Genomic DNA, 24944 nt, shown 5'->3' with positions numbered 1-24944 from the left:
GTCGGCGCGGATCTGGAACTACTGGCTCGGGGGGACCGACAACTACGAGATCGACCGGGTTGCCGGCGTCCACGGCGGGCGGCGCCCCCTCGCCTTTCAGCCCAGGCGCACGGCGCGCTCGTGCTTGCCGTCGCCTATCTCCAGCACCTTCGCACACGCCGCGGCGTCGGCCAGCGGCGCGATGAGACGGGCCAGCGGGGTGCGCTGCGGGGTCCCCGGAATCTCGGCCAGTTCGGTGATCCGGCAGACCCCGGCCTCCCCGTGCAGCTCGAAGCCGCGGACGGGGTGGGCCCAGATCTTGCCCTGCGCGGTGTCCATCACCGGCACCGCCTGTTCACCGGGTGCGACGGCCAGATCCCCTAAAACCCAGCCGGTCTGCCGCGCCGCCTCGGCGTAGGCGATGACCTGCTCCAGGTCGCGCCGCAGCCGGGGGACGCGGGAGCCGTCGAAGGTGACCGGCGGGCGGGCCAGCGCGACGGCGTCGCGGCAGCCCAGCCTGCCCGCGATCTCGGCGACCCGATCGAGGACACTGCGGTGAACGTGGCCCACCTGCTCTCCATCCACGGTCAGCAGCACCACGTCCACGCGGCCCTGCGAATCGGCCATCGGTTCCCCCTGCCCGGCGGTCCCGGCCGCCAGGGACGGCTCAGGCTGGACGCATGTCCACGACGCGGTCGGAGTCCAGGATGAAACTGGCGGCCTCGTCCGGGGTGACCCCGAGGACGTCGATGACCAGGCGGATCGGGCCGACCTTCTCGGCATCGCAGCGGTGGCACCTTGTCCGGTTGTCGCCGTACACCTTCATCGAGGGGTTCTGGTCGCCGTTGCTGTGCCTGCTCGGACGCGGGCAGTGCCACAGGTTCCCGTCGTCGGAGGAGGAGCCGAGGCGCGTCAGCACCGTCCGGACGTCCACCGACTTGGCCTCGGCGATCCGCTTGTTGTGCGGCGACACGGGGACGGGCGGCACCATGTCGGCGCCGCGGCGCCCGGCCCGCAGCTCCTGGCGGTACTTGGCCGCCTCGCGCCGCAGCTTCTCCAGGTCGATGCCCTGGGTCGGGTCGTCCTTGGTGACGGGCGCGGGCTCGTTCCCGGTGGACAGGTAGGGGAACCGGTCGTCGGCCCTCCGCCGCAGCGCCGCGACGAGCACGAACGTGGCCAGCGCGTCCCGGGCCGAGGGCGGCGGGACCATGCGCAGCCGCGCCGCGTACCGGATCACGGTGGCGGCCTCCGGCGTGACCAGCTGCTGGGCGCCGGAGCCGACGTGGACGGTGGGGAGGGCTCCGCCGTCCTCGCCGCCGACCTGGCCCCACTCCAGGTATCCCGGAGGCCGGCCCGCGTCGGGGAAGGCCTCCCCCTGCGGGTCGAGCCGCGAGAACTCCAGGACGGTGCCGCCGGCGTAGGCGTCGACGCGGCGGCCGGCGAAGCCGCACAGGGCCGCGTACGGCACGAGGCAGTTCGGGTCCTCGGGCGCGAGGTAGATCACGCGCGACCGGAAGTCGGCCGCGGTCAGGCCGCTCGCCCGCAGGCCGGCGATGGTCGCGGCGATCACGTCCTGGTCGTCGCCCGGAACCAGGTCGACCGACTTGACCCCTTCGATCGCCGGCGGTGAACCGGTGGTGCGAACGGCCAGCACGTAATCGGTCAACTGGTGCATCTGGGTCTCCTTTGTAGTGTGCTTCGCAGGGGCGCGGCCCCGAGTGTCACGCATGACCGTCCACGCGACACGGCGAGCCGCATGCTTTATTTGTCAACCTGTTCGTCGGCGGGCCCCGTCCGTCCTCTGGTACTTGCCGATCCGACCTGGCCCGAAACGGTTATGACTGAAGAGTGGACACCGGCCGGGGCGACCGGTGCCGCACCTGGCCGGTACCGGCCGGGTGCCGACGTTACCGCCGGCCGCCCGCGCGGCCGGTGGCAGGACACGGAGAAGGGTGCACAGTGCCAACGCAAACCAAGGAAGAATTCTACGTTCGGCGCCTCTTCGACGACGACGTCCCCGTGTTCGTGGACGCGACCAAATACGTCCGGCAGGACACCCCGTATCCCCTCAGCGCCAAGAAGGCGCTGAAGGCGACCTGCGGGGTGCGGACGGACAATGAGGTCCTGGCGTTCAGCCTGCGCAACTACACCGGCAAGCAGGCCGAGCGGGAGGTCGAGCACGTCGAGAGCACCGTCGGCGGGCGGGTGACGACGCAGAACCAGCTGCGGCTGCGCATGCCCCGCAGGACCCTGCACGGCCTGAACGAGACGGCGCGGGCCCTGTCGGTCGTCCTCGGCGACGAGGTCATCACCGAACTGGACGGCGACCTCTACGTCCTGACCCTCGCCCGCAACGGCGGCGAGGGGGCGCTGACCCTGGCCGGGAAGCTGACCAGGTCGGAGGGCGGCTTCGACCGGACCGACGTCAGCGACGCCGACACCGAGTTCGAGCTCCCCGTCGCGGGGGTCCGGCTGCGGATCTTCCTCCGCTCCCCCGTCCGGGACCGCATCATCGCCTACGGGTTCAGCGGCTACCTCACCCGCAAGCCCGGCGAGATGGAGACGGTGACCCGGGCGACCGCGCTGGCCATCAACAGCATCCTCGGCCTGGCGACGTTCCGGATGCTGTCGCAGCTGGAGCACGTCGACGTCCCGGCGGTGCCGCGGGGCAACGCCGTCCGTCCCCGCAAGCCCGCCGAGCAGGTGACCTTCACGGTCCCGGCGCTGCTGTTCGCCGAGGACGGGACGCCTGCGGCCCGCGGCCGCGTCGCCGCCGAGATCGACCTGGACCAGGTCGACCCGGTGACCGGCGGCCTGCAACTGCACGTGACGGCGGGCGACCAGCTGGAGTGGAACCCGGCGGTGGCCGAGGCGGTGCAGTTCGAGTCCTACGAGCGGGTGCTCACCGAGACCATCGGCGCCATGCTCCACTCGGCCGTCGGCGTCGACACGGTGCGCGACCTGGCCTACGACATCATGCTGGGCGACCTCGGGGCCGAGGGCATCGCCCGCCTGCGCGCCGCGACCACCGACCTCCCGGGCCTGGCCGCCAAGCCCAACCAGGCCGAGGTGCGGTCCGCGCAGCCGGCCAGCGGCGCTCCGGCCGCCTGACCCCCGGCGCGGTCCGGCACCGCGCCTCGCACCGTTCGCGCGGGCCGGTGGTGCCAGGATCCTGGCACCACCGGCCCGAACGTCCGCACGGGCCCCCGCGCGATACGGGATCGTCGCGCGGCGGGTTCCGGCGAGGGGCCGGGGCAGGCTCTAGAGTCTCCGTGTAGCGGTCCCCACACTGGAGACGACGGTGATGACGAACCCACCGGATCCTGGCCATCCTCCGCGTCCGCAGCCGCCCGGCGGGCCGGGCGGGCCCTACGGTCCACCGCCCGGCGGACCTGCCGGTCCCTTCCCCTCCGGCCCCGGCCCCGGCCCCGGCCCGGGTCCCGTCCCCGGTCCGCGCCCGCCCGGCCCGGCCTCGGGGTTTCAGGACCCGCCGCAGGGGTGGGCGCCTCCGCCCGGCCCGCCGGGTGAGAGGAATCTGGTCGGGGCGCTGTTCGACCTCAACTTCGACACCATGATCACCACACGGGTGGTGAAGATCCTCTACGTGCTCGCGCTGATCCCGATCACCCTGTTCTCGCTGCTGATGGCGGTGTACGGGATCGCGTGGCTCGACGACAGCGCGGCGCTCGGCCTCATGCTGCTCCTCGGGTCCCCGTTCGCGTGGCTCTCCGGAGTGTTCGCGACCCGGATCGCCATGGAGTTCGTCGTCAACCAGTTCAAGATCAGCGAGTATCTTCGGGCCATCAAGGACAAGGGCTAGACGGGACTGCTGTGGGCGAGTTCGATGGCACTCCGCCGCGGGACACCCGGCGGGATGCCGGGACGACGCGGCGGGACGCGGGGGTGCCCGGGCCCCGCCCGGCGTCGTCGACCCGGCGGGAGGGGCACGGTCCCGGGGATCCGCTGATGCGGCTTCCGGCCGTGCTCGGCGAGCGGTACACGGCGGTCGCCGAACTGCCCGTGCAGGGCGCCGAGTCCGACCTGCTGCTGGTGCGCGATGGCGACGGCGCCGAGTTCGTGGTGAAGATCTTCCGCCGCGGGTACCGCGCCGACCGGGAGGTGTGGGCGAAGCTGCCCGCGCTGGACGCGCCGAACGTCCTGCGCATCCTGGAGACCGGGCACGCCGACGGCCGCGACTACGAGATCGCCGCCTACGCGCCGGACGGCAACCTGCGGACCCTGATGGACGAGGGGCCGCTCTCCGCGGAGGCGGTCGGCGGGGTCGCCGCGCAGCTCGCCGACGGCCTGCGCGCGCTGCACCGGGCCGGCATCGTCCACCGGGACCTCAAGCCCGAGAACGTCCTGGTAGAGGCCAGGGAGCCGCTCCGGCTCGTGATCGCCGACTTCGGGCTGAGCCGGGTCCTCGACCAGAGCGTGGTGTTCGCCTCGTCGTCGCGGACGCTGGCCTACGCGGCGCCGGAGTCGCTGTCCGGCCAGGTGTCGCCCGCGCGCGACTGGTGGTCGCTCGGCATGATCGTCCGGGAGCTGGCGACGGGCCGGGCGCCGTTCCAGGGGCTGAGCGAGACCGTCGTGGTCGACCATCTCGCGACGCGGCCGGTCAGCGCGGACGACGTCCCCGACCCGCGGCTGCGGCTGCTGTGCCAGGGGCTGCTGACCCGCGACCCGCGCGAACGGTGGACGGGCGAGCAGGTCCGGGAATGGTCGGACGGCGGGTCGCCGCGGGTCGCCGAGGAGAGCGTCCCGGCGGGCTCCGGGCTCCCGTTCGCGGGACGGCGCTACACCGGCAGGGGCGAACTGGCGCGCGCGCTCGTCCAGGACTGGGACCACGCCGCCCAGTACTTCTTCGGGCGGGGCGAGACTGGCGAGGCGTGGCGGAGCCTGCGGGAATGGCTCGCGGAGATCCCCGACGACAGCCGCATCGCGCTCGTCGACGCCCATCTCATGACGACGCTGCCGCCCGACGTCAAGCTCCTGCACCTCGTGCGGTGGCTGGATCCGGCGATCCCCCCGCACTACCTCGGCCGCCGGATCACCGCCGCCGACCTGCCCGGGCTGGCGGGCCTGGCCGCCGACCGGCGCCACGCCGACCACCGCGTCGCCTGCCTCATCGGGCGGGCGCTGTGGGAGCACCGCCTGCTGCCCGTCCTCGCCGGGTTCGCCGGGGGCGAGGAACTGGCCGGAGTCGACGAGCAGTGGCGCGCGCACGTGTCGGCGTGGAACGACCTGGCGCGGTGGCTGCGCGAGCAGGGCGCCGCGCCGCCGGGTCTGGCCGGCCGGCTGCCCGACGCCGGCGCGGAGGAGCCGCCCGCCGTGCTGCTCGCCCTGCTCGCGCTGGCGGCGCGTCCGGACGAGACCCACCGGCTGATCGCCGAGGGCGCGGCGCGGGCGCAGGCGCCCGTCTCCGAACAGGTCCCGTGGTTCGCCTGGATGGTGGACGGGGCCGGCGACGATCCGCTGCGGCTGCTCGCCGTGGCGCGGGCGGCGCCCGAGGCGGTGGCGGAGAGCGAGTCGCGGACGCGCGAGCGGCACGCCGCCGAGCAACGCGACGAGGCGCTGCGCACGCACCGGGCCGACCGCGAACGGCTGCGGCTCGCCGGGCGCGGCACGGCCATGGCGAAGGCCGTCGCGCTGACGTCGCCGCTGCTGTTGTTCTGGCTCCTGGGCAGCTGGGTCATCGGGTCGCTGTTCGGCGGCGGCAAGGACGACGGCACGGCATCGGTCGGCCTGCACAGTTCCTCTTCGGGCCTCTCCTTCGGCTTTCTGGCCGTCATGGCCGTGCTCGCCTGGGCGGCGCACTGCGGCAGCGAAGTCTTCGTCGCCCGTGCGCAGGGGAGCGACTACCTCCCCCACGGCCCGTGGGCGATGCTCTCGGGCATCCTCGGAGCGGGCGGCCGCGGGCTGTCGACGGCGTCCCAGACGATGACGGGCGCCGCGCAGCGGACCGGGCGGCGCGGCTGCGGGTGCGTGCTCGCCGCCGCGACGGTGCCGCTGCTGCTCTTCCTCCTCCTGCTCGCGGCGGTGACCTCCATCGCGAGCCTGCTGTGGGTCCTCGTCCTCATCGCCGTCCCCGTCGCGCACGCCGTCGCGGCCGGGGTGCGGCTGCACCGCTGGCGCCAGGAACGGACGATCGGAGGGACCCCATGAGCAGCGGGATCGACGCGGACATCGCGCTGGACGCGGCGGTGGTGCTGAGCCTCGGCATGACCCGCCTGCTCGGGCACGGAGCGGGCCTGGCCGGACGCGGCGCGGAGGCGCTGGCCGAGCTCGCCGCCGGGCGCGCCGAGGCGCGGGCGGCGGCGCTCGCCGAGGTCCGGACGCACGAGCGGGCGCTGCGCGAGGCGGTGGAGCGCGACGCGCGGATCGCCGCGCTCGCCGGGACCCGCGCGAAGCTCGGGGCGGAGGTGCCGCTGCCCGACCGGCTCGACCCGGCCGGGCGGTCCGCCGCGGAACTGACCGCCTGGTGCGCCGCGACCGACCCCGTCCTGGACGAGGCCGAGCGGCGGCTCTCCGAGCACCTCGCCGCCCAGGTCGGCACGCAGATCTTCGGCGTCCCCGCCGAGGGGCTGGCGGCCGGCGTCGCGGACGGCGCGCCGCCGCCGCGGGCCGGCGACGTGCGCGAGCACCTCGAACGGATCGTGGCGCGGCTGCTGCCCGACGCGGAGGAGGCGGAGCGGCGGGACGTCGCGGAGGCGGCGCGGCTGCTGGCCGGCGCCGCGACACCGGCCGACGCGGAGGCCGTCCTGCACGAGGTGCGGCTGCGGATCCAGGAGGCCAACCGCCGCACCCGGGAGCGGCGGGACGAGGAGCGGCGGCGGGCGGCCGAGCGCGACGCCGCCGAGCAGGCCGAGGCCGAGCGCCGGTACGTCCTCGACTCGATCACGACCGCGTTCGAGGACATGGGGTACGAGGTCCAGGCCGGGTTCGAGACGCTGACGGCCGAGGACGGCACCGTGACGCTGACCAAGGGCGCCTGGCCCGACCACAGCGTCCGGATGCGCGTGGACGACGCGGCGCACGTGCGCGCCTCGATGGTGCGCGAGCGGCCCGCCGAGAGCGAGGACGACCGCCGGGTCGACGTCGAGCGGGAACGGGAGTGGTGCGAGGCGTTCGAGGCGGCGCGCGGCCGCCTGGCCGGCGAGGGGATCCGCTCGGAGGTGGCGTGGCGGCTGGAGCCCGGGGTGCGTGAGCTGCCCGTTTCGGCGGAGGCACGGCAGACTAGGGGCCGTGCCGGCCAACGCGAACGCTCCCGCGAGCGTCACAAATGAGATGCGCGGGGGGCGCTCGGACGGAGTGGAGTGACTAGATGAGCATTGATTCGCCGACCCTCGGGGGGCGGTTGCAGGGTTGGCCGCCGTTCATCCGGGAGCTGGACGCGACCCTCTCGGTGCACTCCCAGTACGTCCTGTCGGGCAACCTGCACGACAGTTTCCTCGCGCCGTCGTCGGACGGCGGACCGGCGGGGCTGCTGCCGCTGCGGGCCCTGCTGTGGGAGACGCTGCGCTCCAGCGGCGCGTCCTTCATGGCCGTCTACGACCCGGTCGACGGGCTGCAGATCGTTCCCGGCCCGAACGAGCCGTCCGGGAGCGAGGCGGCGTCGGCGGCGGAGTCGCTGCTCGGCAAGATCAAGGCGGACGAGAAGCCGTCGCTGGAGGGGCTGACGCGGCATCTGGCCGCGATCGCCCGGCCGCAGGAGAACGTCCGCGCCGCGTTCGTGATCGACTCGGCGTCGCGCATCGCCCGGACGCCCACCGACCTGGAGCCGGCCGAGCGCGACTTCTTCCGGTTCTGCGCGAAGCTGTCGCGCAGCGCGCGTCCCGTCCGGGTGACGGGGGCGCGGCCGAAGCCGCTCTACAACCCGGTCATCTGGCTGGTGGAGCGGCCGGGCGACCTGCCGCCGTGGCTGACGGCCGACAACGAGAACATCCGCGAGATCGCGATCGCGCGCCCGCATCTCGGCGACCGGCAGGAGACGGCGCGGCTGCTGGCCCGCGCGTTCGGGGTGAGCGACGTCGGGGCGGACGAGGTGGCGGCCGCGGCGTGCGACGCGTTCGCCGAGCAGGCCGACGGGCTCACCCTCCAGTCGATGATCGAGGTGACCCGGCTGGCGAAGGAGCGGGGCGTCGGCCTCGCCGACCTGCCGGACGCGGTCCGCACCTACAAGCTGGGCGTGCTCGACAACCCGTGGAGCCGCGGGCACCTGCGGCGCCGGGTGCTGGACGGCGAGAAGCGCGTCCCCGAACGGGTGATCGGGCAGCCGCAGGCGGTCACCAAGACGCTGGACATCCTCAAGCGGGCGGTGCTCGGGCTGTCGGGGGCGCAGGCGACCAGGTCCGGCAGCCGCCCGCGCGGGGTGCTGTTCTTCGCGGGCCCGACGGGCACCGGCAAGACGGAGCTGGCCAAAGCGATCACCGAGCTGGTCTTCGGCGACGAGTCGGCCTACCTGCGCTTCGACATGAGCGAGTTCTCCGGGGAGGGCTCCGGCGACCGGCTGATCGGGTCGCCGCCCGGGTACGTGGGGCACGAGGCCGGCGGCGAGCTCACCAACGCCGTCCGCGAGGACCCGTTCCGCGTGATCCTCTTCGACGAGATCGAGAAGGCGCACCCGCGGATCCTGGACAAGTTCCTGCAGATCCTGGAGGACGGCCGGCTCACCGACGGGCGCGGCAACACGGTGCACTTCTCCGAGTCGATCCTCATCTTCACCTCCAACCTCGGGATGTTCGTGCCGGGGCGGGACCTCACGGCCCGCGACGGGGCCGCGTACGGGGCGCCCGACCGTGTGCAGAACATCACACCCGGGATGTCCTACGAGCAGGTCGAGCAGCGCATCAAGGGCGCCGTCGCCGACCACTTCACCGCGGTCCTGAACCGGCCGGAGCTGCTCAACCGGTTCGGCGACAACATCGTGGTGTTCGACTTCATCTCCGGCGAGGCCGCGCACAAGATCTTCGACCTGCAGTTCGCGAACATCTGCCGGCGGGTCACCGAGGAGCACCGCCTCGTCCTCGCCGTGAAGGGGGAGGCGCTGCAGACGCTCCGCGAGTGGTGCACGGAGGAGCTCGACAAGGGCGGGCGCGGCATCGGCATGGCCCTGGAGTCGCACTTCGTCAACCCGCTGGCGCGGGCGCTGTTCGACCGGGAGCTCGTCCCGGACGAGAAGGTCACCGTGACGGGGATCCGGCGCGAGGGCAGCATCGTGCACCTGGACCTCCAGTGAGCGCGGGCCGTCCCCCCACGGCCGCCGACGCGCCCGCAGACGCGGCCGGAGACGGCTCCGGCGAGACGCTCCTGCTCGCCAAGGCGCACTACCCGGTGACCACACTCGGCCCCGGCACGCGGGCGGGCATCTGGACGCAGGGCTGCACGCTGCACTGCAACGGCTGCCTCTCCCGGGACACGTGGGACGCCGACCCGGGAAGGGCGATCCCCGTCGAAGCGGTCCTAGGATGGCTCGCGTCCCTTCCCGAACCGGTCGACGGGGTGACCATCTCGGGCGGCGAACCGTTCCAGCAACCGGCCGCGCTGGCGGCCCTGGTGCGGGGGATCCGCGCGTGGCGGGAGACCCGCGACCGTGAGACGATTGCGTTGGACATATTGGTTTACAGCGGATATGTCTACTCTCGGCTCTCGCGCGCCTCTGTGACGCGCGAGATCGTGGACATGTGTGACGCCGTGGTCACGGGGCCGTACGTCGACCGGCTCAACCCTGGGGGGCGACACTCCGGGGAGGGCTCCCTACTCTGGAGGGGTTCGGCCAACCAGCGCGTCGTGCCGGTGTCCCCCCTGGGACGCCAGCGGTACGGGGCAGTGGACAACGTCGGCGAAACTGATGGAAGAGGGCCCCGAGTACAGGTGTCCGTGGACGAAGGGCCGGAGGGAAAGCGGGTGTACTACATCGGGATCCCTCGAAGAGGTGACATGGAGCACCTCACGTCGAGGCTCGACCGCGCCGGGGTGCGCTCGGGGGATGTGTCATGGCGACCTTGAACTGTCCGGTCTGTGACGAACCGTTCCAGCCGGGGGATCTGCTCTGCATGAGCTGCGGAGCCAACCTGGCGCGCGCCGGTGGCGGCGCGCAGCAGCAGGGCCCGGGCGGGTACGAACCGCAGCGGATACCGCCGCCGCCGGGGCCGCAGCAGGGGGGCCAGCAGTACGGCGCCCCGCAGGACCAGTATGGCCAACCGCAGCACGGCCAGCCTCAGCACGGCCAGCAGCAGTACGGTCAGCCGCAGTATGGGCAGCAGCAACAGCAGCCGCCCGCGGACCCGTGGGGTGCCCCGCAGCAGCAGCAACCTCAGGACCAGTGGGGCGCGCCGCAACAGCAACAGCCCCAGGACCAGTGGGGCGCGCCGCAACAGCAACAGCCCCAGGACCAGTGGGGCGCGCCGCAACAACAGCAGCCCCAGGACCAGTACGGGCAGGGTCAGCACGGCCAGCCCCCGTACGGGCAGCCCCAGCAGGGCCAGCAGCAGTACGGGCAGCAACAGCAGCAGCAGCCGCCCGCGGACCCCTGGGGTGCGCCGCAGCAACAGCAGCAGCCCCAGGACCAGTGGGGCGCGCCGCAGCAGCCGCCGCAGGACCAGTACCAGCAGCAGTACGGCGCTCCGCAAGACCAGTACGGCGCGCCACAGGACCAGTACGGCGCCCCGCAGCCCGGCCCGGCCGACCAGCAGTACGGCCAGCCCCAGCACGGCCAGCCCCAGCACGGCCAGCCCCAGTACGGGCAGCCGCAGCACGGGCAGCCGCACGGTCAGCCGCAGCACGGGGGACAGCCGCCGCTGCCGCCGCACGGCCGCGAGGCGACGCTGCTGCCGCACGAGCACAACCAGGGCCAGCAGCGGCCGCCCACGCCCGACAGCACGGCGTTCATGTGCCCGTACTGCGAGGCGGTGCTCTCCAACCCGGGCGCCGCGCAGTGCGACTCGTGCCTGCGCCCGCTGCCGCAGAAGGGCACGCCCGTCCTGCGCGTCCAGTTCCCCACGGGCGAGCTCAAGGTCTCGGTCGGCCAGCACCTCGTGCTCGGCCGTGACGCGGGCCAGTCGCCGGTCGCGACCACGTTCACGCAGTACGACAACGTGTCGCGGCGCCACTCGACGGTGTGGCTCGACCCGTCCGGAACGGCGTGGGTGCGCGACGAGGGCTCCACCAACGGGACGTTCGTCAACGGCGAGCGGCTCCCCCGCGGCGTGGACGCCCCGCTCCGCGACGGCGACCAGCTCCGCCTGGCCGCCGACGTCACGGGCACCGTCCAGCTGAGCTGAGCGGCACATAGCGAAGGGGGCGGCCCCGCGGTTCTCAGAACCGCGGGGCCGCCCCCTTCGTCGCTTCGGTGCTCAGCCGGCGCGCTTGGTGCGGGCCCGCGTGCGCTCGCGCTCCTTGGCGTCCAGGACGACCTTGCGGATGCGCACGGCGGTCGGGGTGACCTCGACGCACTCGTCCTCGCGGCAGAACTCCAGGGCCTCCTCCAGCGACAGGCGGCGGGGCGGGGTGAGCCGCTCCAGCTCGTCGCCGGTGGACGACCGCATGTTCGTGAGCTTCTTCTCCTTGGTGATGTTGACGTCCATGTCGTCGGAACGGGAGTTCTCGCCGACGATCATGCCCTCGTACACCTCGGTGGTCGGGCCGACGAAGAACGTCCCGCGCTCCTGGAGGTTGGTGATCGCGAAGGCCGTGGCGGCGCCGGACCGGTCGGCGACGAGCGAGCCGGACGGGCGGGTGCGCAGCTCGCCGAACCAGGGCTCGTAGTCCTCGAAGACGTGGTGCGCCATGCCGGTGCCGCGCGTCTCCGTCATGAACTCGGTACGGAAGCCGATCAGGCCGCGGGCCGGGACGAGGAACTCCATCCGGATCCAGCCGGTGCCGTGGTTCGTCATGTGCTCCATGCGGCCCTTGCGGACCGCCATCAGCTGCGTGACGGCGCCGAGGTACTCCTCGGGAATGTCGACGGTGAGCCGCTCGACCGGCTCGTGCTTCTTGCCGTCGATGTCGCGCGTGACGACCTGCGGCTTGCCGACCGTCAGCTCGTAGCCCTCGCGGCGCATGTTCTCGACCAGGATCGCCAGGGCCAGCTCGCCGCGGCCCTGCACCTCCCAGGCGTCGGGACGCTCGGTCGGCAGCACCCGGATCGACACGTTGCCGACGAGTTCGCGGTCGAGCCGGTCCTTGACCATCCGGGCGGTGACCTTGGTGCCCTTCTCGCGGCCCGCCATCGGCCCGGTGTTGGTGCCGATCGTCATGGAGATCGCGGGCTCGTCCACCGTGATCAGCGGCAGCGGGCGCGGGTCGTCGGGGTCGGCGATGGTGTCGCCGATCATGATGTCGGGGATGCCGGCGATGGCGATGATGTCGCCGGGCCCGGCCTCGTCCGCGGGCTTGCGGGTGAGCGCCTCCGTCATCATCAGCTCGGTGATCTTCACCCGGTCGACGCTGCCGTCGTGCCGGCACCAGGCGACCTGCTGGCCCTTCTTGATCGTGCCGGCGTGCACCCGGCACAGCGCGATCCGGCCGAGGTAGCTGGAGGCGTCCAGGTTCGTCACGTGCGCCTGGAGCGGGGCGTCGGGGTCGTAGGACGGCGCGGGGATCGTCTCGGTGATGACCTTGAACAGCGGCTCCAGGTCGTCGCTGCCCGGCATGGCGCCGTCGGCCGGCTTGTCGAGCGAGGCCCGCCCGGCACGCCCCGACGCGAACACGATCGGGAAGTCGATCTGGTCCTCGTCGGCGTCGAGGTCCATGAACAGCTCGTAGGTCTCGTCCACGACCTCGTCGATGCGCGCGTCGGGACGGTCGGTCTTGTTCACGACCAGGATCACCGGCAGCCGCGCGGCGAGCGCCTTGCGCAGCACGAACCGGGTCTGCGGGAGCGGGCCCTCGCTGGCGTCCACCAGGAGCACGACGCCGTCCACCATGGACAGGCCGCGCTCGACCTCGCCGCCGAAGTCGGCGTGCCCCGGGGTGTCGATGATGTTGATGGTCAGCCCGTTGTGCAGGACCGCGGTGTTCTTCGCGAGGATGGTGATCCCCTTCTCGCGCTCCAGGTCGTTGGAGTCGAGCACCCGGTCGTCGACGTCCTGGTTCTCGCGGAAGGCGCCGGACTGCCAGAGCATGGCGTCGACCAGCGTCGTCTTGCCATGGTCGACATGGGCGACGATCGCGACGTTACGGAGGTCGTCGCGCGTGGAGATGGGCATGCGGGTTCGCCTTGCGTGAGAGTTCGGGAGTCGCCGCAGACGTGCGGCCGGACCCATTCTACTTGGCCGTGCGTACCACCCACTCCGAGCCGTTCGTCCCACCGGTCGCAGGGGCCTCGATTGGCCAACTTTGCGCATCCTTTGTAATCTGCCCGAGATCCGGTCGTCCGGAGTCCCACCCCCCGGGACTGCGACCGGAACGCCGAATCTCCCGCACGACGGGAGAACCGGGGACCCATCACCTCGGGGTGAATCGACGTTCGTCGTAGGGCGACTCCTGGCCCGAACCCGTCAGCTAACCCGGTAGGCGCACGAGGAGAGGAGAACACCGGCTTGGCTCCGGATCCCCATCGGCGGCGTCGCGTCCTGCCCACCGCCACCGCGACCCTGCTCCTGATCGGCCTCGGCGCCACCGCGCCGGACCTCGCCCACGCCGCCCAGCCGTTCCGGCCCGCCTCCGCGCCCATGGCGCCGAGCCCCACGCCGACGACGGAGAAGGGCCTGCGCAAGAGCCTCGACGCTCTGAACGAAGAGGCCGAGATCCTCACGGAGAAGTTCAACAAGGCCCGCGTGGAGTTCAACAAGGCCCGCAAGGCCGAGCAGGACGCCACCAGGGAGGCCGAGCGGCTGCGCGCCCTCGCCGAGCCCGCCCGCCAGAAGCTCGGCAGCCTCGCCGCCGCGAACTACATGGCCGGGGGCCCCGACGTCCTCTTCGGCTCCGGCGCCTCCGCCGAGGGCCTGTCCGACCGCGCCTTCCTCGCGCAGAGCCAGGCCACCGCCGTCCTCGCCCTGAAGAAGCAGATCGACCAGGCCGACGCCGCGGAACGCACCGCGAAGGCGAAGACCGCGCAGGTCAAGAAGGCCTGGGACGACGCCAAGAAGACCCGCGAGGCCGCCAAGACCAAGGTCTCCGAGGTGATGAAGCGCCTCGACAAGCTGACCACCACCCACGCGAGCGACCCCCGCACCGGCCTCAGCGCCACCGTGAAGGGCTCCGGCCTCCCCGCCAAGATGGCCCGCAAGGCCCTCACCAAACTCGGCTCCCCGTACGTGTGGGCCGCCGCCGGCCCGAGCAGCTTCGACTGCTCCGGCCTCGTCGTCTGGGCCTACGCCCAGGTCGGCAAGCCCGGCCTCCCCCACTACACCGGCGACCTGTTCGCCATGGGCTCGAAGGTCTCGCGCGGCGCCCTCCGCTCCGGCGACCTCGTGTACTTCGGCGGCAACCTCCACCACATGGGCATCTACCTGGGCGACGGCAAGTACCTCCACGCCCCCCAGACCGGCGACGTGGTAAAGATCTCCAAACTCTCCGACCGCTCCGACTTCGCAGGCGCGAACCGTATTTCTTAGCTTTTTCTCCTCCTTCGGGCCTTGGCGGCCCTCCATCGTCGAACAAAGCGGGCGATCGCTGGCATCGCTCCGGCTCGCTGCGCGATCAGGTTCTCGCTTCGCTCGAACCTGCCTTCGGACGCGATCGCGGCCTTGAGGTCGTTGCGTGGTTGCTGTGGTGGTTGAGGTCAGCGCGGGCGAGTGGGGGCTAGGGCCTGTCCCGAAGCGGCCTCGGTCACGCGCGAACGCATGACCTGCCCGGTGCGGCGCCGGAGGCGAGCGGGACCGAGCTGCTCGCGAAGCGATGCCGCGTTTCGGCTAGGGCCGGTCTCGAAGTCGCCTTGGCCATGCCACACGAACGCGTGACCTGGCCGGTGGAGCGACGCCGGAGGCGAGCGGAGCCGGGCAGATCGCGAAGCGATGCGGCGTTCGCCCAGGCTCGGTCACGTAGCGAGCCGCCAGGCGAGTGAAGTGGGCCGGGACGTGGAAACACAGCCGCCAGGCGACCGAAGCGGGCCGGGACTGTGAAACACAGGCTAGGCGAGGCCTTGTTCGGCCAGGAGGTCTATTACCGGGCGGTCGCCGGGGAGCCAGTTGACGTTCTGGAGTTCGGGCGGGGTCAGCCAGCGGAGTTGTAGGTGCTCCAGGGCTTGCGGCTCGCCTTCTACCAGTTCGGCCGTCCAGACGCGCAGGACGGCGCGGGTGCTCAGGCGCCAGTCGCCGCCCACGCGGCGGCCCAGGCGTACCTTGACGGCCAGTTCCTCGTGGCACTCGCGCACCAGGGCGTCCTCGTCGGACTCTCCGGGGTCGACCTTGCCGCCGGGGAGCTCCCAGCCGCCCGCCATGTGCGGCGGCTCGGCGCGCTGGGCGGCCAGCAGCCGCCCGTCCGCGAGGATCGCCGCCCCCACCACCACGAGATCGATCGTGATCAGCTCCTCTCCCTGTTCGTGATCAGACCGCGGCGCCCGTCTTTCCGGTTCCGTTCCCCCGGAGGGAGTCGACCAGTCGCGTGGCGTCGCGGACGATCTCCTCCAGGTGGTCGCCGTGCGCCCCGCGCCAGTACACCTGGCCGCACCCGGCGCAGCGGCCGTAGACGTCGTAGCTGCGGCGCGTGCCCGACTGGAGCTCGCGCTCGATCTCCTGCTTGTCGACCGGGACGAGCTCGCCGTTGCAGGCGGTGCAGCGCGTCCACGGGCGCAGGACGGGCGCGAAGCGGTCGAGCAGGTCGCGGAGCTGGTCGTCAGGGCGCGAGCCGCGGACGTAGGCGCCGAACCACAGCGCGCGGCGGCGCAGGAGGCCGCGGTCCTGGGTGAGCAGGACGCGGCGCTCCTCGTTGGCCTGGACGACCAGCGCCGGGTCGTCCATGTCGTTGTGGTAGGCGGTGTCGAGGCCGAGCAGGCGCATGCGCCGGGCCAGCGTGCCGAGGTGCACGTCCAGGAGGAAGCGCGGGGCGACCTGGCCCGGGTCCAGTGGCACGGGCTGAGGGCGCTCCACCGCCGCCACGCGGACCTCGGCCCCGGCCTCCGGGCGCGTGGCGGGCCCGGCGGGCTCGCCGTCGGCGGTCATCGGGCCCGCCTCGGGCAGCGGCACGCCCAGCGACTCCACGAGGTGCCCCAGCGTCGAGGTCCCGTCGTAGGGCACCCGCACCTCGGTCTCCCGCCGGGTGGCGGGCAGGAACATCAGTAGCTCGTCGGCAACGCGGATCGTTATCTCCACGCCGATCAGCATGCCACGCGCGGCCGACGTTCAGGCCGCCGTCACGTGCGCGGCGGAGTCCGCCAGGGACGCCAGGAGGGCGGGGACGTCGCAGCCCACCAGCACTCCCCCGCGCTTGACCACGCGTCCGCCCACGAGAACGGTGTCGACGCTGCGCGTGTCCGCCGACAGGACCACGGCCGCGATGGGGTCGTGGGCCGCCGCGAGGCCGAAGGCGTCCGTGCGCAGGACGAGGAGGTCGGCCTGCTTGCCCGGGGTCAGCGATCCGGTGACGTCCGCGAGCCCCGCGGTCTCGGCGCCCTCGATCGTGGCCGTCCGCAGGGCGTCGGCGGTGGTGAAGCCCGCGCCGGCGCCGTCCGGGCGGCCCCGCTCGAGGACGTAGGCGGCGCGCATGACGCTGAACATGTCGCCGGGGCCGGAGGCGACCGTGTCGGCGCCGAGCCCGGTCGGGGCACCCGCGCCGCGGGCACGGCCGGTGGGCGGGGCGCCGATGCCCAGCGCGGCCTCGACGGCGGGGGTGACCGACACGGTGCCGCCGCTTCCGGCGATCCGCCTCAGCTCCTCGTCGGTGTAGAAGTTGGCGTGCACGTACATGGCCGGGTAGTCCATCAGTCCGTTGGCGCGGAGGAACGCCAGGCCGCGCGCAGCGCTCTCAGCGCCGTGGCCGCCCATGTGCACGGTGACCGGCAGGCCGAGGTCACGGGCCGTCCGCCATTCGGTGAGGGCGCGCTCGTCGCCAGCGATCTCGGGGCCGAGCGCGGCCATCGCCATCGTGACCGTGCCGCCGGACCCGAAGTTCTCGCGGTGGACGCGGCCGGTCTCGGCGGCGAGGTCGCCGTCGCCGCCGTAGCAGTACCCGAACACCGCCCTGATGCCGGACGCCCGCAGCGCCGCGATGTTCGCCTCGGTGTGGGCCGGGCTCAGCTGGATGTGCGACCAGTCGACCAGCGTCGTGATGCCGGAGTCGAGGCACTCCAGGGAGCCGGCGAGCGTCCCGGTGTACACGTCGTCCGGCCGGTACCGGGGCGCCAGCTCGCCGAGGACGCGGTGCAGGTACGCCTGGAGCGTGGCGTCCGGCAGGACGGCGCGGATCCCGGCCTGCCAGGTGTGCCGGTGGGTGTCGACGAAGCCCGGCATGACGATGCGCCCGGTCGCGTCGATGGTCTCGGCGCCGTCCGGCGCCGCCAGGTCCGGGCCGACCGCGGCGATGCGGCCGTCCTCGACGAGCACGTCGGCGTTGCCCAGCACGGTCGGTTCGGGGGCGGTGTCGATGACGAGCCCGTTGGTCAGCAGGAGAGTCTTTGTCATGCTTAAAAGCTTAAGAGTTAGCTTTTCTAAAAGCAACTGGTGGAGCGAGTACGCTCGTGGGGTGCAGGACGAGAGCGCGCGCAGGGACGAGATCGACTCCGTGGCCGACGCGTGGCGGCGGGACGGGCTGACCGAGCCGCTCCTCGCGATGCTGGAACTGAGCAAGCGCGCCGGGCGCGTCGCCATGCTGGTGCAGCAGGCCCTCCGCGGGCCCCTGGCCGACCTCGGCCTCACCTACGCCGAGTTCGAGGTGCTGACCGTGCTGCGCCGGGAGGGCGAGCCCTACCGGCTGACGCCGAGCGAGCTCACGCGGTCGGCGTTCCTCACCTCGGGCGGGACGAGCAACGTCCTGCAGCGGCTGCAGAAGGCCGGCTACGTGGAGCGCGAGGCCAACGCGGGCGACGCGCGCAGCCGGTTCGTCCAGCTCACCGCGGAGGGGCTGCGCGTCACCGAGCGGGCGCTGGCCGCGTCGGGGGCCGCGCACGAGGACGTCCTGGCCCGGGTGCCGCAGGAGGACGTCCGGGCCGCCGCCGACGCGCTGCGCGAGGTCCTGCTGGTCGCGGGCAGGCGCCGGTTCCGCTGAGCGCGCCGGGCGGCTACTGGCGCGCGGCCAGCTCGGACACCTTCTTCTTGAAGTCCGGACGCGCGAGCGGGCGGGTCACCCCGATCCAGTTCGGCTTCTTGTAGGTCTTCACGCCGATCGCGGGCACGCAGGCCGAGCAGCTCGCCACGATCATCTTGCCGCCGCCGATGACCATCCCGACGTGGCCGGGGTTGTCGGGCGAGGTCCCGGGACCGGAGTTGAAGAACACCAGGTCGCCGGGCTGCTCCTTGCCCTTGGCGATCTTCACGCCGAACGGCCACTGCTCGAACGTCGTGCGCGGCAGGTTCAGACCGACCTGCCGGTAGGCGGCCTGGATCAGGCTGGAGCAGTCGTAGGCGTCCGGGCCGTTCGCCCCGAACACGTACGGCTTGCCGCGCTGCGCCATCGCGAACGCGATGATCGTCTTGACGAGGGCGCCGACGTTGGCGGGCAGCTCGTTGTCCTCGCAGTTGATCCCGTTCGCCTGGACGGCCTTGAACTCGCCCCCGACGTAGCGCTTCGCCCAGTCGAGGACGAGGTCGACGTAGTCCCACGAGTGGTTGTACTGGAAGATCGCGGTGCGCATGCGCTCCGGGGCGCCGTTGTGCTTGAGGTAGGCGGCGGCGGTCGGGACGGCGTCCGCCGGGTCGTAGCGGTCCTTCTTGCCGTCCTTGTTGCCGTCCACCGCGAACGCCTTGAACGTCGCGGCCAGGAACTGCATGGGGCCGCCCGCGCCCGCGTAGTTCTCCCCGCTGGAGACGCCCGGCATCGTCGACCTGCCGTGGTCGGTCTCGACCTTGCCGACACCCGCCAGGACGTTCCACGGGATGCCGTACTTCTTGCCCGCCTCCTGGTACAGCTTCAAATAGTCGACGGGGACGGACTTCGCGTCGGCCGCAGCCGCGGGCTGCGCGCCGGCACCGGCGACGTTCACGCAGCCGCCGCCACCGCCGATCCCCCCGCCGAACAGGAACTGGCTCGCGCCGAACAGGATCGGGACGAAGACCAGCGCCACGAACATCACCGCGGCGACGCCGAGGGCGCCGACGAGCAGCAACCTTCGCGGACTCATCCCGTGTCACCCGCCTGTCCGGCGTCGGCGGGCTCGAACGAGAAGACCCTCAGCGTGCCGCCGTCCCTCGTCACCGTCACCGCGTACTGCTTGCTGTCGCTGCTGGTCCGCCCGTTCTTGGTGACCTGCTGCCGGCCGGTCACCAGGAAGATGATCGAGTTGTTCTCGATGTCGCGGACCTCGTCGAGGGACGCCGCGCCCTGCGCGACGAGCTGCTCGCGGCGGCGCTCCTCCACCATCCCCGGCGTCGCCACGCCCTGCCCGAGCCGCTGCCCGAGCTCGGAGGTGGCCAGGCCGGCGAAGCGCGCCACGTAGGTCTGGGGGGCCTCGTCGTAGCGATACGTCCCGTACGCGGCGACGAACCGCTGCGCCAGGTCGGCCGCCGTGGCGAACTCCTGCCGGGAGAACGGCAGCAGCCGGTAGACGTCGAAGTCGTTCGGATCGACGGGCTTCTCGATCCCCGGCGGCGGCGACGCGGGGGCCTGCGGTCCCTGCGACGCCGTCGCCCTCGGACGGGCCTGCGGCTCGTCATCGGACCCGCCCGAAGGCGAGGCCACCGTCAGGTAGACGCCGACGGCCGCGAGCAGCACGACGAGACCCGCGAACAGCAGCTTGCGCCGCCGGTCGTTCAGGTTCATCACTCGTCCCGATCCGGCTCACTGGACCGCCGGTCCACCGGACGCAGCCAGAACGGGATCGGGGGGCTGGCGTTGGAGCCGCCGCCCCTGCCCCACAGCGGCGGGGGCGCCTCCTGCCCACCGGGCTCGGGACGCGAGGGCCTGGAGCCCCCGCCGGAACGGCCGCGCTGCCGGGGGACGTTCCCGGACCCGCCGCCGGAACCACCCGAACCGCCGTTGCCGCCGCCGAACCAGCCGCCACCACCACCGCCGGAGCCGCCGGAGCCGCCCGAACCGCCGTTGCCGCCGCCCGAGCGCCCGCGGCCGCGGGCTGCGGAGCCGCCCGAGCGTCCGCCGCCACCGCCGAACCAGCCACCGCCGCCACCGCCGCCGGAGCCGCCCGAGCCACCACCGGAACCGCCGCCCGACCCGCCACCGGAGCCGCCGCCGGAGCCGCCGCTGCCTCCCGAGCCGCCGCCACCACCGGAGACGCCGCCGCCCTTTCCGCCGCGCCCCGTCCAGGAGGTCGGGCGGATGGTGCCCTTGCCAGAACTCGACCCGCCGCCACCGGCGTCCTCACCGTCGCCGCCCTTCGCGACGGTGACGCCGCCGGGCTTGGCGGCCGCCCTGCCGCCGTCCGTGCGGCGGTCGCCGAGCGCGCCCGCCCTGGTCGGCAGGTTCAGCGGAGGAGCACCGCGCCGGGACCGGCCCTGCGCCGCCGCGGCGCCCGCGCCGCGCGGCTTGGCCGCGAGCACCGGCGCGTCCTCGGGCGACTGCTCGGTGCCCGCGCCGGGCGCCGACCGGTCGCCCGCGGCAACCGTGCCGGCCACCACGCCGCCCGTCAGGCCGCCCGCGACGGCGGCCGCCATCGCCGGGTCGTTCTTGGCCTTGCGGAACATCTGGTACGCCGCCACCGGCGGCATCGCCTCGGTGCTCTTGCGTGCCGCCGCGATCGACTTGTCGAGTTCCGCCTCGCCCTTGCCCCGCGCCCCGACCGCCGAGTAGCCGACGGAGGCGAACAGGTGCTGGAACGGCTTGCGGTACACGAACGCCGCGAACGTCACCAGCGCGATCAGCACCACCTGGAGACCCCAGGGCAGCGTCTCGCCGAGGATCAGGCTGTACGCCCACAGCAACAGCGACAGCACCCCGATGAGCGCGGCCTGCTTCAGCAGCATCGACAGCAGCAGTTCGAGCCAGCGGATGGCGACGACGCGCCCGACGCCGGGATGGATGCCGATCCCGAGGAAGATCGGCCCCGCGACGAGGAGCAGCAGGAACGCGATCTTCACGACGATCAGCGCGAGCGCGATGACCATGATGAGCAGGCCCGCCACCAGCGCCGCGAACAGCGCGATGAGCGAGACGCCCAGCCGGTTCTGCCAGTCCTTGCCCTGGAAGAGGGCGTAGTTCTGGGGATGGTTGTCGTGGATGTCCTTCGTGACGTCCTTGTAGGCGTCGGCCTTCTTCCCCAGGTCGACCTTGTTCGTGCCGTAGGTCTCCGGAAGGTCGACCGCCTGCGCCCAGAGCAGCTTGTCGGCGTTCTGCTTGATGATCTTCGCGTTGGGGTCGCTGGTGCCGAACTCGCCCTGCAGCCACGGCTTGCAGACCAGCGCCACCCACAGCGCGTTGGCGTTGCGGGCCGTCGGGTCCATGTCCTTCGACGTGGCGGGATCGGGCTTGCCCTCGGGGACGGGAACGCACGTCCCGCCCTTGGTATCGCTCGGTGGCAGCGCGGCGCTGAACGCGGCGCTGGTCGCGTCGGACACCGTCTTGCCGAGCGTGGTGAAGTCCGCGGGCCGGGTGATCAGCCAGGTCAGCGCCACCATCGCGGCGACCATCCAGACCACGCCCTCGGTGACCTTGCTCGCCCGCTTGCGGACGATCCCCCACCAGGCCAGCCACATCGCGCCGAGGATGATCACCCACGACCAGTAGCGGGCGTTGAACGTCTTGCCGATGTTGGTGATGACCCCGTCGACGGTGTCCTTCAGCCAGCTCAGCAGCGACTCCGACGCGGCCGCCTGGTAGACGCTGATCGTCGTCCGGTCGACCGTCCGGACGAGGGTGAACACGGTGTTCGCGATCGCGTTGCCCATCATCGACACCGCGTCCGAGCAGCCCATGTCGACCGCGTACCAGGTCTGCCCGGCGGTGCCGTACCGGTCGTAGTACGTGAGCTTCTCGACCGGGGTCTTCCGCAGCTTCTCGTTCGGGTAGTCGGGCGGCTTGATCATGCCGTCCGTCCCGGATCCGTACTGCTCGGGCGCCGGATGGTCGGCCGGGCTGCACGCGTCGTTCAGCGGGTTCGGAAGCTGCGGGACCGACGCGGACGCCGGCGACAGCGGACCCAGCATGAACAGCGCCATGACGACCAGCAGCATCACCGAGCGGCGGGTGCGCGGCGCGCTTCGGCGGCGCCTGGGTCGACGCCGGAGGGCCTTGCGGTCGATTCCTTCGCCGGGCGTGCGCTGCAGGCGCGCCGCCCCGTCGCGGGAACCCATCATCGGGAGACCTCCTCGGCCTCGGCCCCCGCGGCGGTGAGTTCGGACGTGCCCGGACGGGACCGGGTCGGGTTGGTGTCCAGCCAACGCTGCAGTTCCTCGGAGATCAGGTCGACGCCGATGCGCCCCGCTCGGCCGTCGAGGTCACGGAAGATGCATTCGCCGTTGCCGAGGTTGCGCAGCACGGCCTTGTGCTCGTCGGACGCCTCGACCCCGAGTAGGGACATGACGTTGCCGACCTCGACCCGCTCGGTGGAGCGGAACGAGAACACCGAGGACAGGCAGTTCGTCACCTGTTCGTTCAGCAGGTCCCCCGCGTTCTGGGAGACCAGGATCAGCGCGGTGTTGCGGGAGCGTCCCATCCGCGACACCTCGGGCACCAGCTTGGCCCCCTCCGGCGTCGAGGTGATCGCCCACGCCTCGTCCAGGAAGATCGCCTTCGGGAGCCGCCGGTCGAGGCCGTGCATCAGCCGCCGCGCGAACTGCGACACCAGGTACATCAGCGCGACCGACAGCCGCTGCTCGTAGGAGTAGTCCTCCCGCGGGATCGTCACGTCCGGCAGGGTGAGCCCGCCGAGCGTGAACACGGTCGTCCAGCCGGCGCTGTCGATGCGCTCGCCGCCGGACGGGTCGAAGCACAGCCGCGCGAGCCGCATCTCCGACATCGAGCGCAGCACCGCGCCGAGGTTCTTGGACGCCGGGTCGTCGGCGCCCTCCAGGTAGTCGACGACCCGGCCGAGCGAGGGCTGCTCCCGGTTGGCGACCGCGCCGACCGCCTGGATCATCGCGGACTCGCGCTCCTCCGACATCCGCGGCAGCAGCAGCCGCAGCGTCTCGGTCGCCATCATCTTCTTGGTGGCGAGGTCGTCGCCGAAGGAGAACGGGTCGAGCAGGCCGGGCGCCGCCGAGCCGAGCGGCAGGATGCGCGCCCTCCTGCCCCGCGCCTTCAGCAGCTCCACGAGCGACTCGGCGTCGCCCTTGGGGTCGATCGCCGCGATGGTGACGCCGCGCAGCGCCATCTGGTAGATCAGCAGCAGCGCGAGCGTGGTCTTGCCGCCGCCGGGCTCACCGGTGATCGCCACGGCCGTCGGCCGGTTGCGCGCCGCGGCGACGAGCGGGTCGAAGTGCACGATGGCGCGGGCCCGGCCGAGCGTCTCGCCGATGTAGGGGCCGATCCAGCCCTCTCCCTCGTCGTCGGAACGGTCGCCGAGGTCGACGGTCGCGACCGGCATGCCGCCCGCGATGGTGCGCAGCGGCTGGCGCTGCGCGTAGGCGTTCAGCCGGATCTGGTCGCCGGGCAGCGACTCCAGGAACAGCGAGAACTGGTCGCCGGTCGAGTTGACGACGTCGATGCCGATGTCGCGGTAGTGCTCCACGACGGCGTCCACGCGCTGCGCGAGCAGGTCCTCGGTCGGCGCCGACACGATCAGCCGGTGCCACCCGTAGACGAACGGCAGCCGCTCCTTGGTGATGCCGTGCTCCAGCATCCGGGCGGCGTCGATCTGCTCCGCGAGCGCGATCGGCGCCTCCGCGCCCGCCTCCCGGATGTGCTGGTCCATGTCGCGGGCGTGCGCGAGCTTGCGCGAGACGTCCTTGGACGCCTTCGCCGGCGGGATCAGCTTCATCCGCGCGCTGATCTCGACGGGGAACGGCAGCGCGTCGGCGTAGTGGAACCAGGGCTCGCCGTCCGGGAACGGCATCATGTCGGGGAACCGCGCGAACGACAGGTACGCGACGTACGACGCGGCCGTGGCGCCGCCGCCCGCCCCGGTGAAGTTCGGCTGCTCGATCCGCAGGTACGAGCGCCCGTTGTGGATGGCGCCCTCCACCAGCGACTCGATCTCGCCCTTGCCCCACGTCCGGCGCGGGACGGCGGACGGCGGCGGATCGGCCAGCGACCCCGTCACCGCGTGCTGGAACAGCCACGCGACCTCGTTGGAGGTGGCGTGCCTGGCGTACAGGGCGGAACCGCCGAGCGCGCGGCCGACCCGCTCGGACTGGTCCGTCCAGCGCGCGATCTCCTTCTTGTCGACCGCGTCGTCGTGCACGCCGAGCACGCTCTCACTGCGCTTGTAGGCCCTCAGCAGCTGCGCCAGGACGCCGCCCGACAGCTGCGCGCCCATGCCGCGCGGGCCGAGCCGCACCCCGAGGTAGACCTCCTTGGTCCAGAAGTCCTTGGCCCACACGTGGGCGTAGGTCTCCTCCAGGTACTCCCGCCACCCGGCGCCGCCGTCGGACGTCCCGTCCAGCGCCAGCGCCCACTCGGCCGCCGGATACGTACGGTGCCCGATCCGCAGGTGGACCTCGGCGTCCGGCATGCGGATGCCGGCCAGCGCGATGGTGATGTTGGTGGCGAGCGCCTCGCGCTCCTCACCGGTCGTGAACTCGTAGGACACCGTGGGGAGCCGGAAGTAGGCCCAGGCGGCGCTGTCGGTCAGCAGGACGCGGTCGTCGAAGTACCGCACGGCCAGTCGGCTCGACTTGCTCATGCCGCCCTCCCGACGCCGGTTCCGATCAACGATTCTCTCCACCGCCGGACGGCCGCACAGGGCTGCCCGGGAGAGTGTTCGCCATCCGGACGGTCATGAACGTCAGGCGCGTCCGCCAGCAATGCCCGGTTCACTGCGG

The 24944-nt window shown here is 72.6% G+C and carries 20 protein-coding genes and 1 riboswitch; of the genes, 9 read left to right on the top strand and 11 right to left on the bottom strand.

All coding sequences use genetic code 11. The annotated features are described in order from the left end of the window. Window positions 1-96: 96 nt before the first annotated feature. Window positions 97-606, bottom strand: a complete 510-nt coding sequence (locus tag AB0C84_RS29225; RefSeq protein ID WP_361072679.1) for a hypothetical protein — start codon at window positions 604-606, stop codon at window positions 97-99. A gap of 40 nt (window positions 607-646) precedes the next feature. Next, window positions 647-1654 carry a hypothetical protein gene (locus AB0C84_RS29220; protein WP_361072676.1) on the bottom strand — a complete coding sequence of 336 codons (1008 nt, stop codon included), beginning with the start codon at window positions 1652-1654 and terminating at the stop codon, window positions 647-649. Window positions 1655-1938: 284 nt separating this feature from the next. Here AB0C84_RS29220 and AB0C84_RS29215 point away from each other — a divergent pair, with 284 nt between their 5' ends. From AB0C84_RS29215 to AB0C84_RS29190, 6 genes are all read left to right on the top strand, one after another. Continuing rightward, entirely contained in the window at window positions 1939-3090 is a 1152-nt protein-coding gene (locus AB0C84_RS29215) for a hypothetical protein (RefSeq protein WP_361072673.1), read from the top strand. A gap of 193 nt (window positions 3091-3283) precedes the next feature. Continuing rightward, the gene (locus tag AB0C84_RS29210; protein WP_361072670.1) at window positions 3284-3799 is read left to right on the top strand and encodes a DUF4282 domain-containing protein; all 516 of its coding nucleotides are present in this window, start codon (window positions 3284-3286) and stop codon (window positions 3797-3799) included. A gap of 146 nt (window positions 3800-3945) precedes the next feature. Beyond that, a complete protein-coding gene (locus AB0C84_RS29205; protein ID WP_361072668.1) occupies window positions 3946-6144 on the top strand; it encodes a serine/threonine-protein kinase in 2199 nt (732 codons plus the stop codon). After that, window positions 6141-7265, top strand: coding sequence for a response regulator receiver protein (locus AB0C84_RS29200; RefSeq protein ID WP_361072665.1), 1125 nt, complete (start codon window positions 6141-6143; stop codon window positions 7263-7265). Before AB0C84_RS29205 ends, AB0C84_RS29200 begins: the two co-directional genes overlap by 4 nt. Before the next feature lie 38 nt (window positions 7266-7303). Next, window positions 7304-9217: an AAA family ATPase gene (locus AB0C84_RS29195; RefSeq protein ID WP_361072663.1), complete on the top strand. Its 1914-nt coding sequence runs from the start codon at window positions 7304-7306 to the stop codon at window positions 9215-9217. Next, window positions 9214-9987, top strand: a complete 774-nt coding sequence (locus AB0C84_RS29190; protein WP_361072660.1) for a 4Fe-4S single cluster domain-containing protein — start codon at window positions 9214-9216, stop codon at window positions 9985-9987. The genes AB0C84_RS29195 and AB0C84_RS29190 overlap by 4 nt, the downstream gene beginning before the upstream one ends. On the opposite strand, the gene AB0C84_RS29185 is transcribed toward AB0C84_RS29190, so the two are convergent. Beyond that, window positions 9891-10817 carry a hypothetical protein gene (locus AB0C84_RS29185; RefSeq protein WP_361072657.1) on the bottom strand — a complete coding sequence of 309 codons (927 nt, stop codon included), beginning with the start codon at window positions 10815-10817 and terminating at the stop codon, window positions 9891-9893. The genes AB0C84_RS29190 and AB0C84_RS29185 overlap by 97 nt on opposite strands. A 51-nt stretch (window positions 10818-10868) precedes the next feature. On the opposite strand from AB0C84_RS29185, the gene AB0C84_RS29180 reads away from it, so the two are divergent. Then, window positions 10869-11261 carry an FHA domain-containing protein gene (locus tag AB0C84_RS29180; RefSeq protein WP_179832769.1) on the top strand — a complete coding sequence of 131 codons (393 nt, stop codon included), beginning with the start codon at window positions 10869-10871 and terminating at the stop codon, window positions 11259-11261. A gap of 72 nt (window positions 11262-11333) precedes the next feature. Here AB0C84_RS29180 and typA read toward each other — a convergent pair whose 3' ends face one another. Further along, window positions 11334-13187 carry a translational GTPase TypA gene (gene typA / locus AB0C84_RS29175; protein WP_258941170.1) on the bottom strand — a complete coding sequence of 618 codons (1854 nt, stop codon included), beginning with the start codon at window positions 13185-13187 and terminating at the stop codon, window positions 11334-11336. A gap of 190 nt (window positions 13188-13377) precedes the next feature. Then, window positions 13378-13513, top strand: a riboswitch (cyclic di-AMP (ydaO/yuaA leader). A 7-nt stretch (window positions 13514-13520) separates the two neighbouring features. On the opposite strand from typA, the gene AB0C84_RS29170 reads away from it, so the two are divergent. Further along, window positions 13521-14537, top strand: a complete 1017-nt coding sequence (locus AB0C84_RS29170; protein WP_338740234.1) for an NlpC/P60 family protein — start codon at window positions 13521-13523, stop codon at window positions 14535-14537. A 515-nt stretch (window positions 14538-15052) separates the two neighbouring features. On the opposite strand, the gene AB0C84_RS29165 is transcribed toward AB0C84_RS29170, so the two are convergent. From AB0C84_RS29165 to AB0C84_RS29155, 3 genes are read right to left on the bottom strand one after another with little or no spacing between them, the layout of a single operon-like run. Continuing rightward, a complete protein-coding gene (locus AB0C84_RS29165) occupies window positions 15053-15439 on the bottom strand; it encodes a (deoxy)nucleoside triphosphate pyrophosphohydrolase (protein WP_361072692.1) in 387 nt (128 codons plus the stop codon). A 28-nt stretch (window positions 15440-15467) separates the two neighbouring features. Then, the gene (locus AB0C84_RS29160) at window positions 15468-16244 is read right to left on the bottom strand and encodes a Mut7-C RNAse domain-containing protein (RefSeq protein WP_361072653.1); all 777 of its coding nucleotides are present in this window, start codon (window positions 16242-16244) and stop codon (window positions 15468-15470) included. An 18-nt stretch (window positions 16245-16262) separates the two neighbouring features. Further along, complete coding sequence (locus AB0C84_RS29155; protein ID WP_361072650.1) at window positions 16263-17540, bottom strand: amidohydrolase family protein; 1278 nt, start codon at window positions 17538-17540, stop codon at window positions 16263-16265. Between the two features lie 61 nt (window positions 17541-17601). On the opposite strand from AB0C84_RS29155, the gene AB0C84_RS29150 reads away from it, so the two are divergent. Beyond that, a complete protein-coding gene (locus AB0C84_RS29150; protein ID WP_258941166.1) occupies window positions 17602-18123 on the top strand; it encodes a MarR family transcriptional regulator in 522 nt (173 codons plus the stop codon). A gap of 13 nt (window positions 18124-18136) precedes the next feature. On the opposite strand, the gene AB0C84_RS29145 is transcribed toward AB0C84_RS29150, so the two are convergent. The 4 genes from AB0C84_RS29145 to AB0C84_RS29130 are packed head-to-tail and all read right to left on the bottom strand — an operon-like array spanning window position 18137 to window position 24805. Continuing rightward, on the bottom strand, window positions 18137-19195 hold the full coding sequence (locus tag AB0C84_RS29145; protein WP_179843932.1) for a bifunctional lytic transglycosylase/C40 family peptidase: 1059 nt from the start codon (window positions 19193-19195) through the stop codon (window positions 18137-18139). Next, a complete protein-coding gene (locus AB0C84_RS29140; RefSeq protein WP_258941164.1) occupies window positions 19192-19833 on the bottom strand; it encodes a hypothetical protein in 642 nt (213 codons plus the stop codon). The genes AB0C84_RS29145 and AB0C84_RS29140 overlap by 4 nt, the downstream gene beginning before the upstream one ends. Further along, entirely contained in the window at window positions 19833-22319 is a 2487-nt protein-coding gene (locus AB0C84_RS29135) for a type IV secretion system protein (RefSeq protein WP_361072645.1), read from the bottom strand. Before AB0C84_RS29135 ends, AB0C84_RS29140 begins: the two co-directional genes overlap by 1 nt. Further along, window positions 22316-24805, bottom strand: coding sequence for an ATP-binding protein (locus tag AB0C84_RS29130; protein ID WP_361072642.1), 2490 nt, complete (start codon window positions 24803-24805; stop codon window positions 22316-22318). The genes AB0C84_RS29135 and AB0C84_RS29130 overlap by 4 nt, the downstream gene beginning before the upstream one ends. Between the last annotated feature and the right edge of the window lie 139 nt (window positions 24806-24944).

This window comes from Actinomadura sp. NPDC048955, from assembly GCF_040649435.1.
In the GTDB taxonomy this organism is placed as follows: Bacteria; Actinomycetota; Actinomycetes; order Streptosporangiales; family Streptosporangiaceae; genus Spirillospora; species Spirillospora luteofluorescens.
This window is presented reverse-complemented; position numbering and strand designations above follow the sequence as displayed.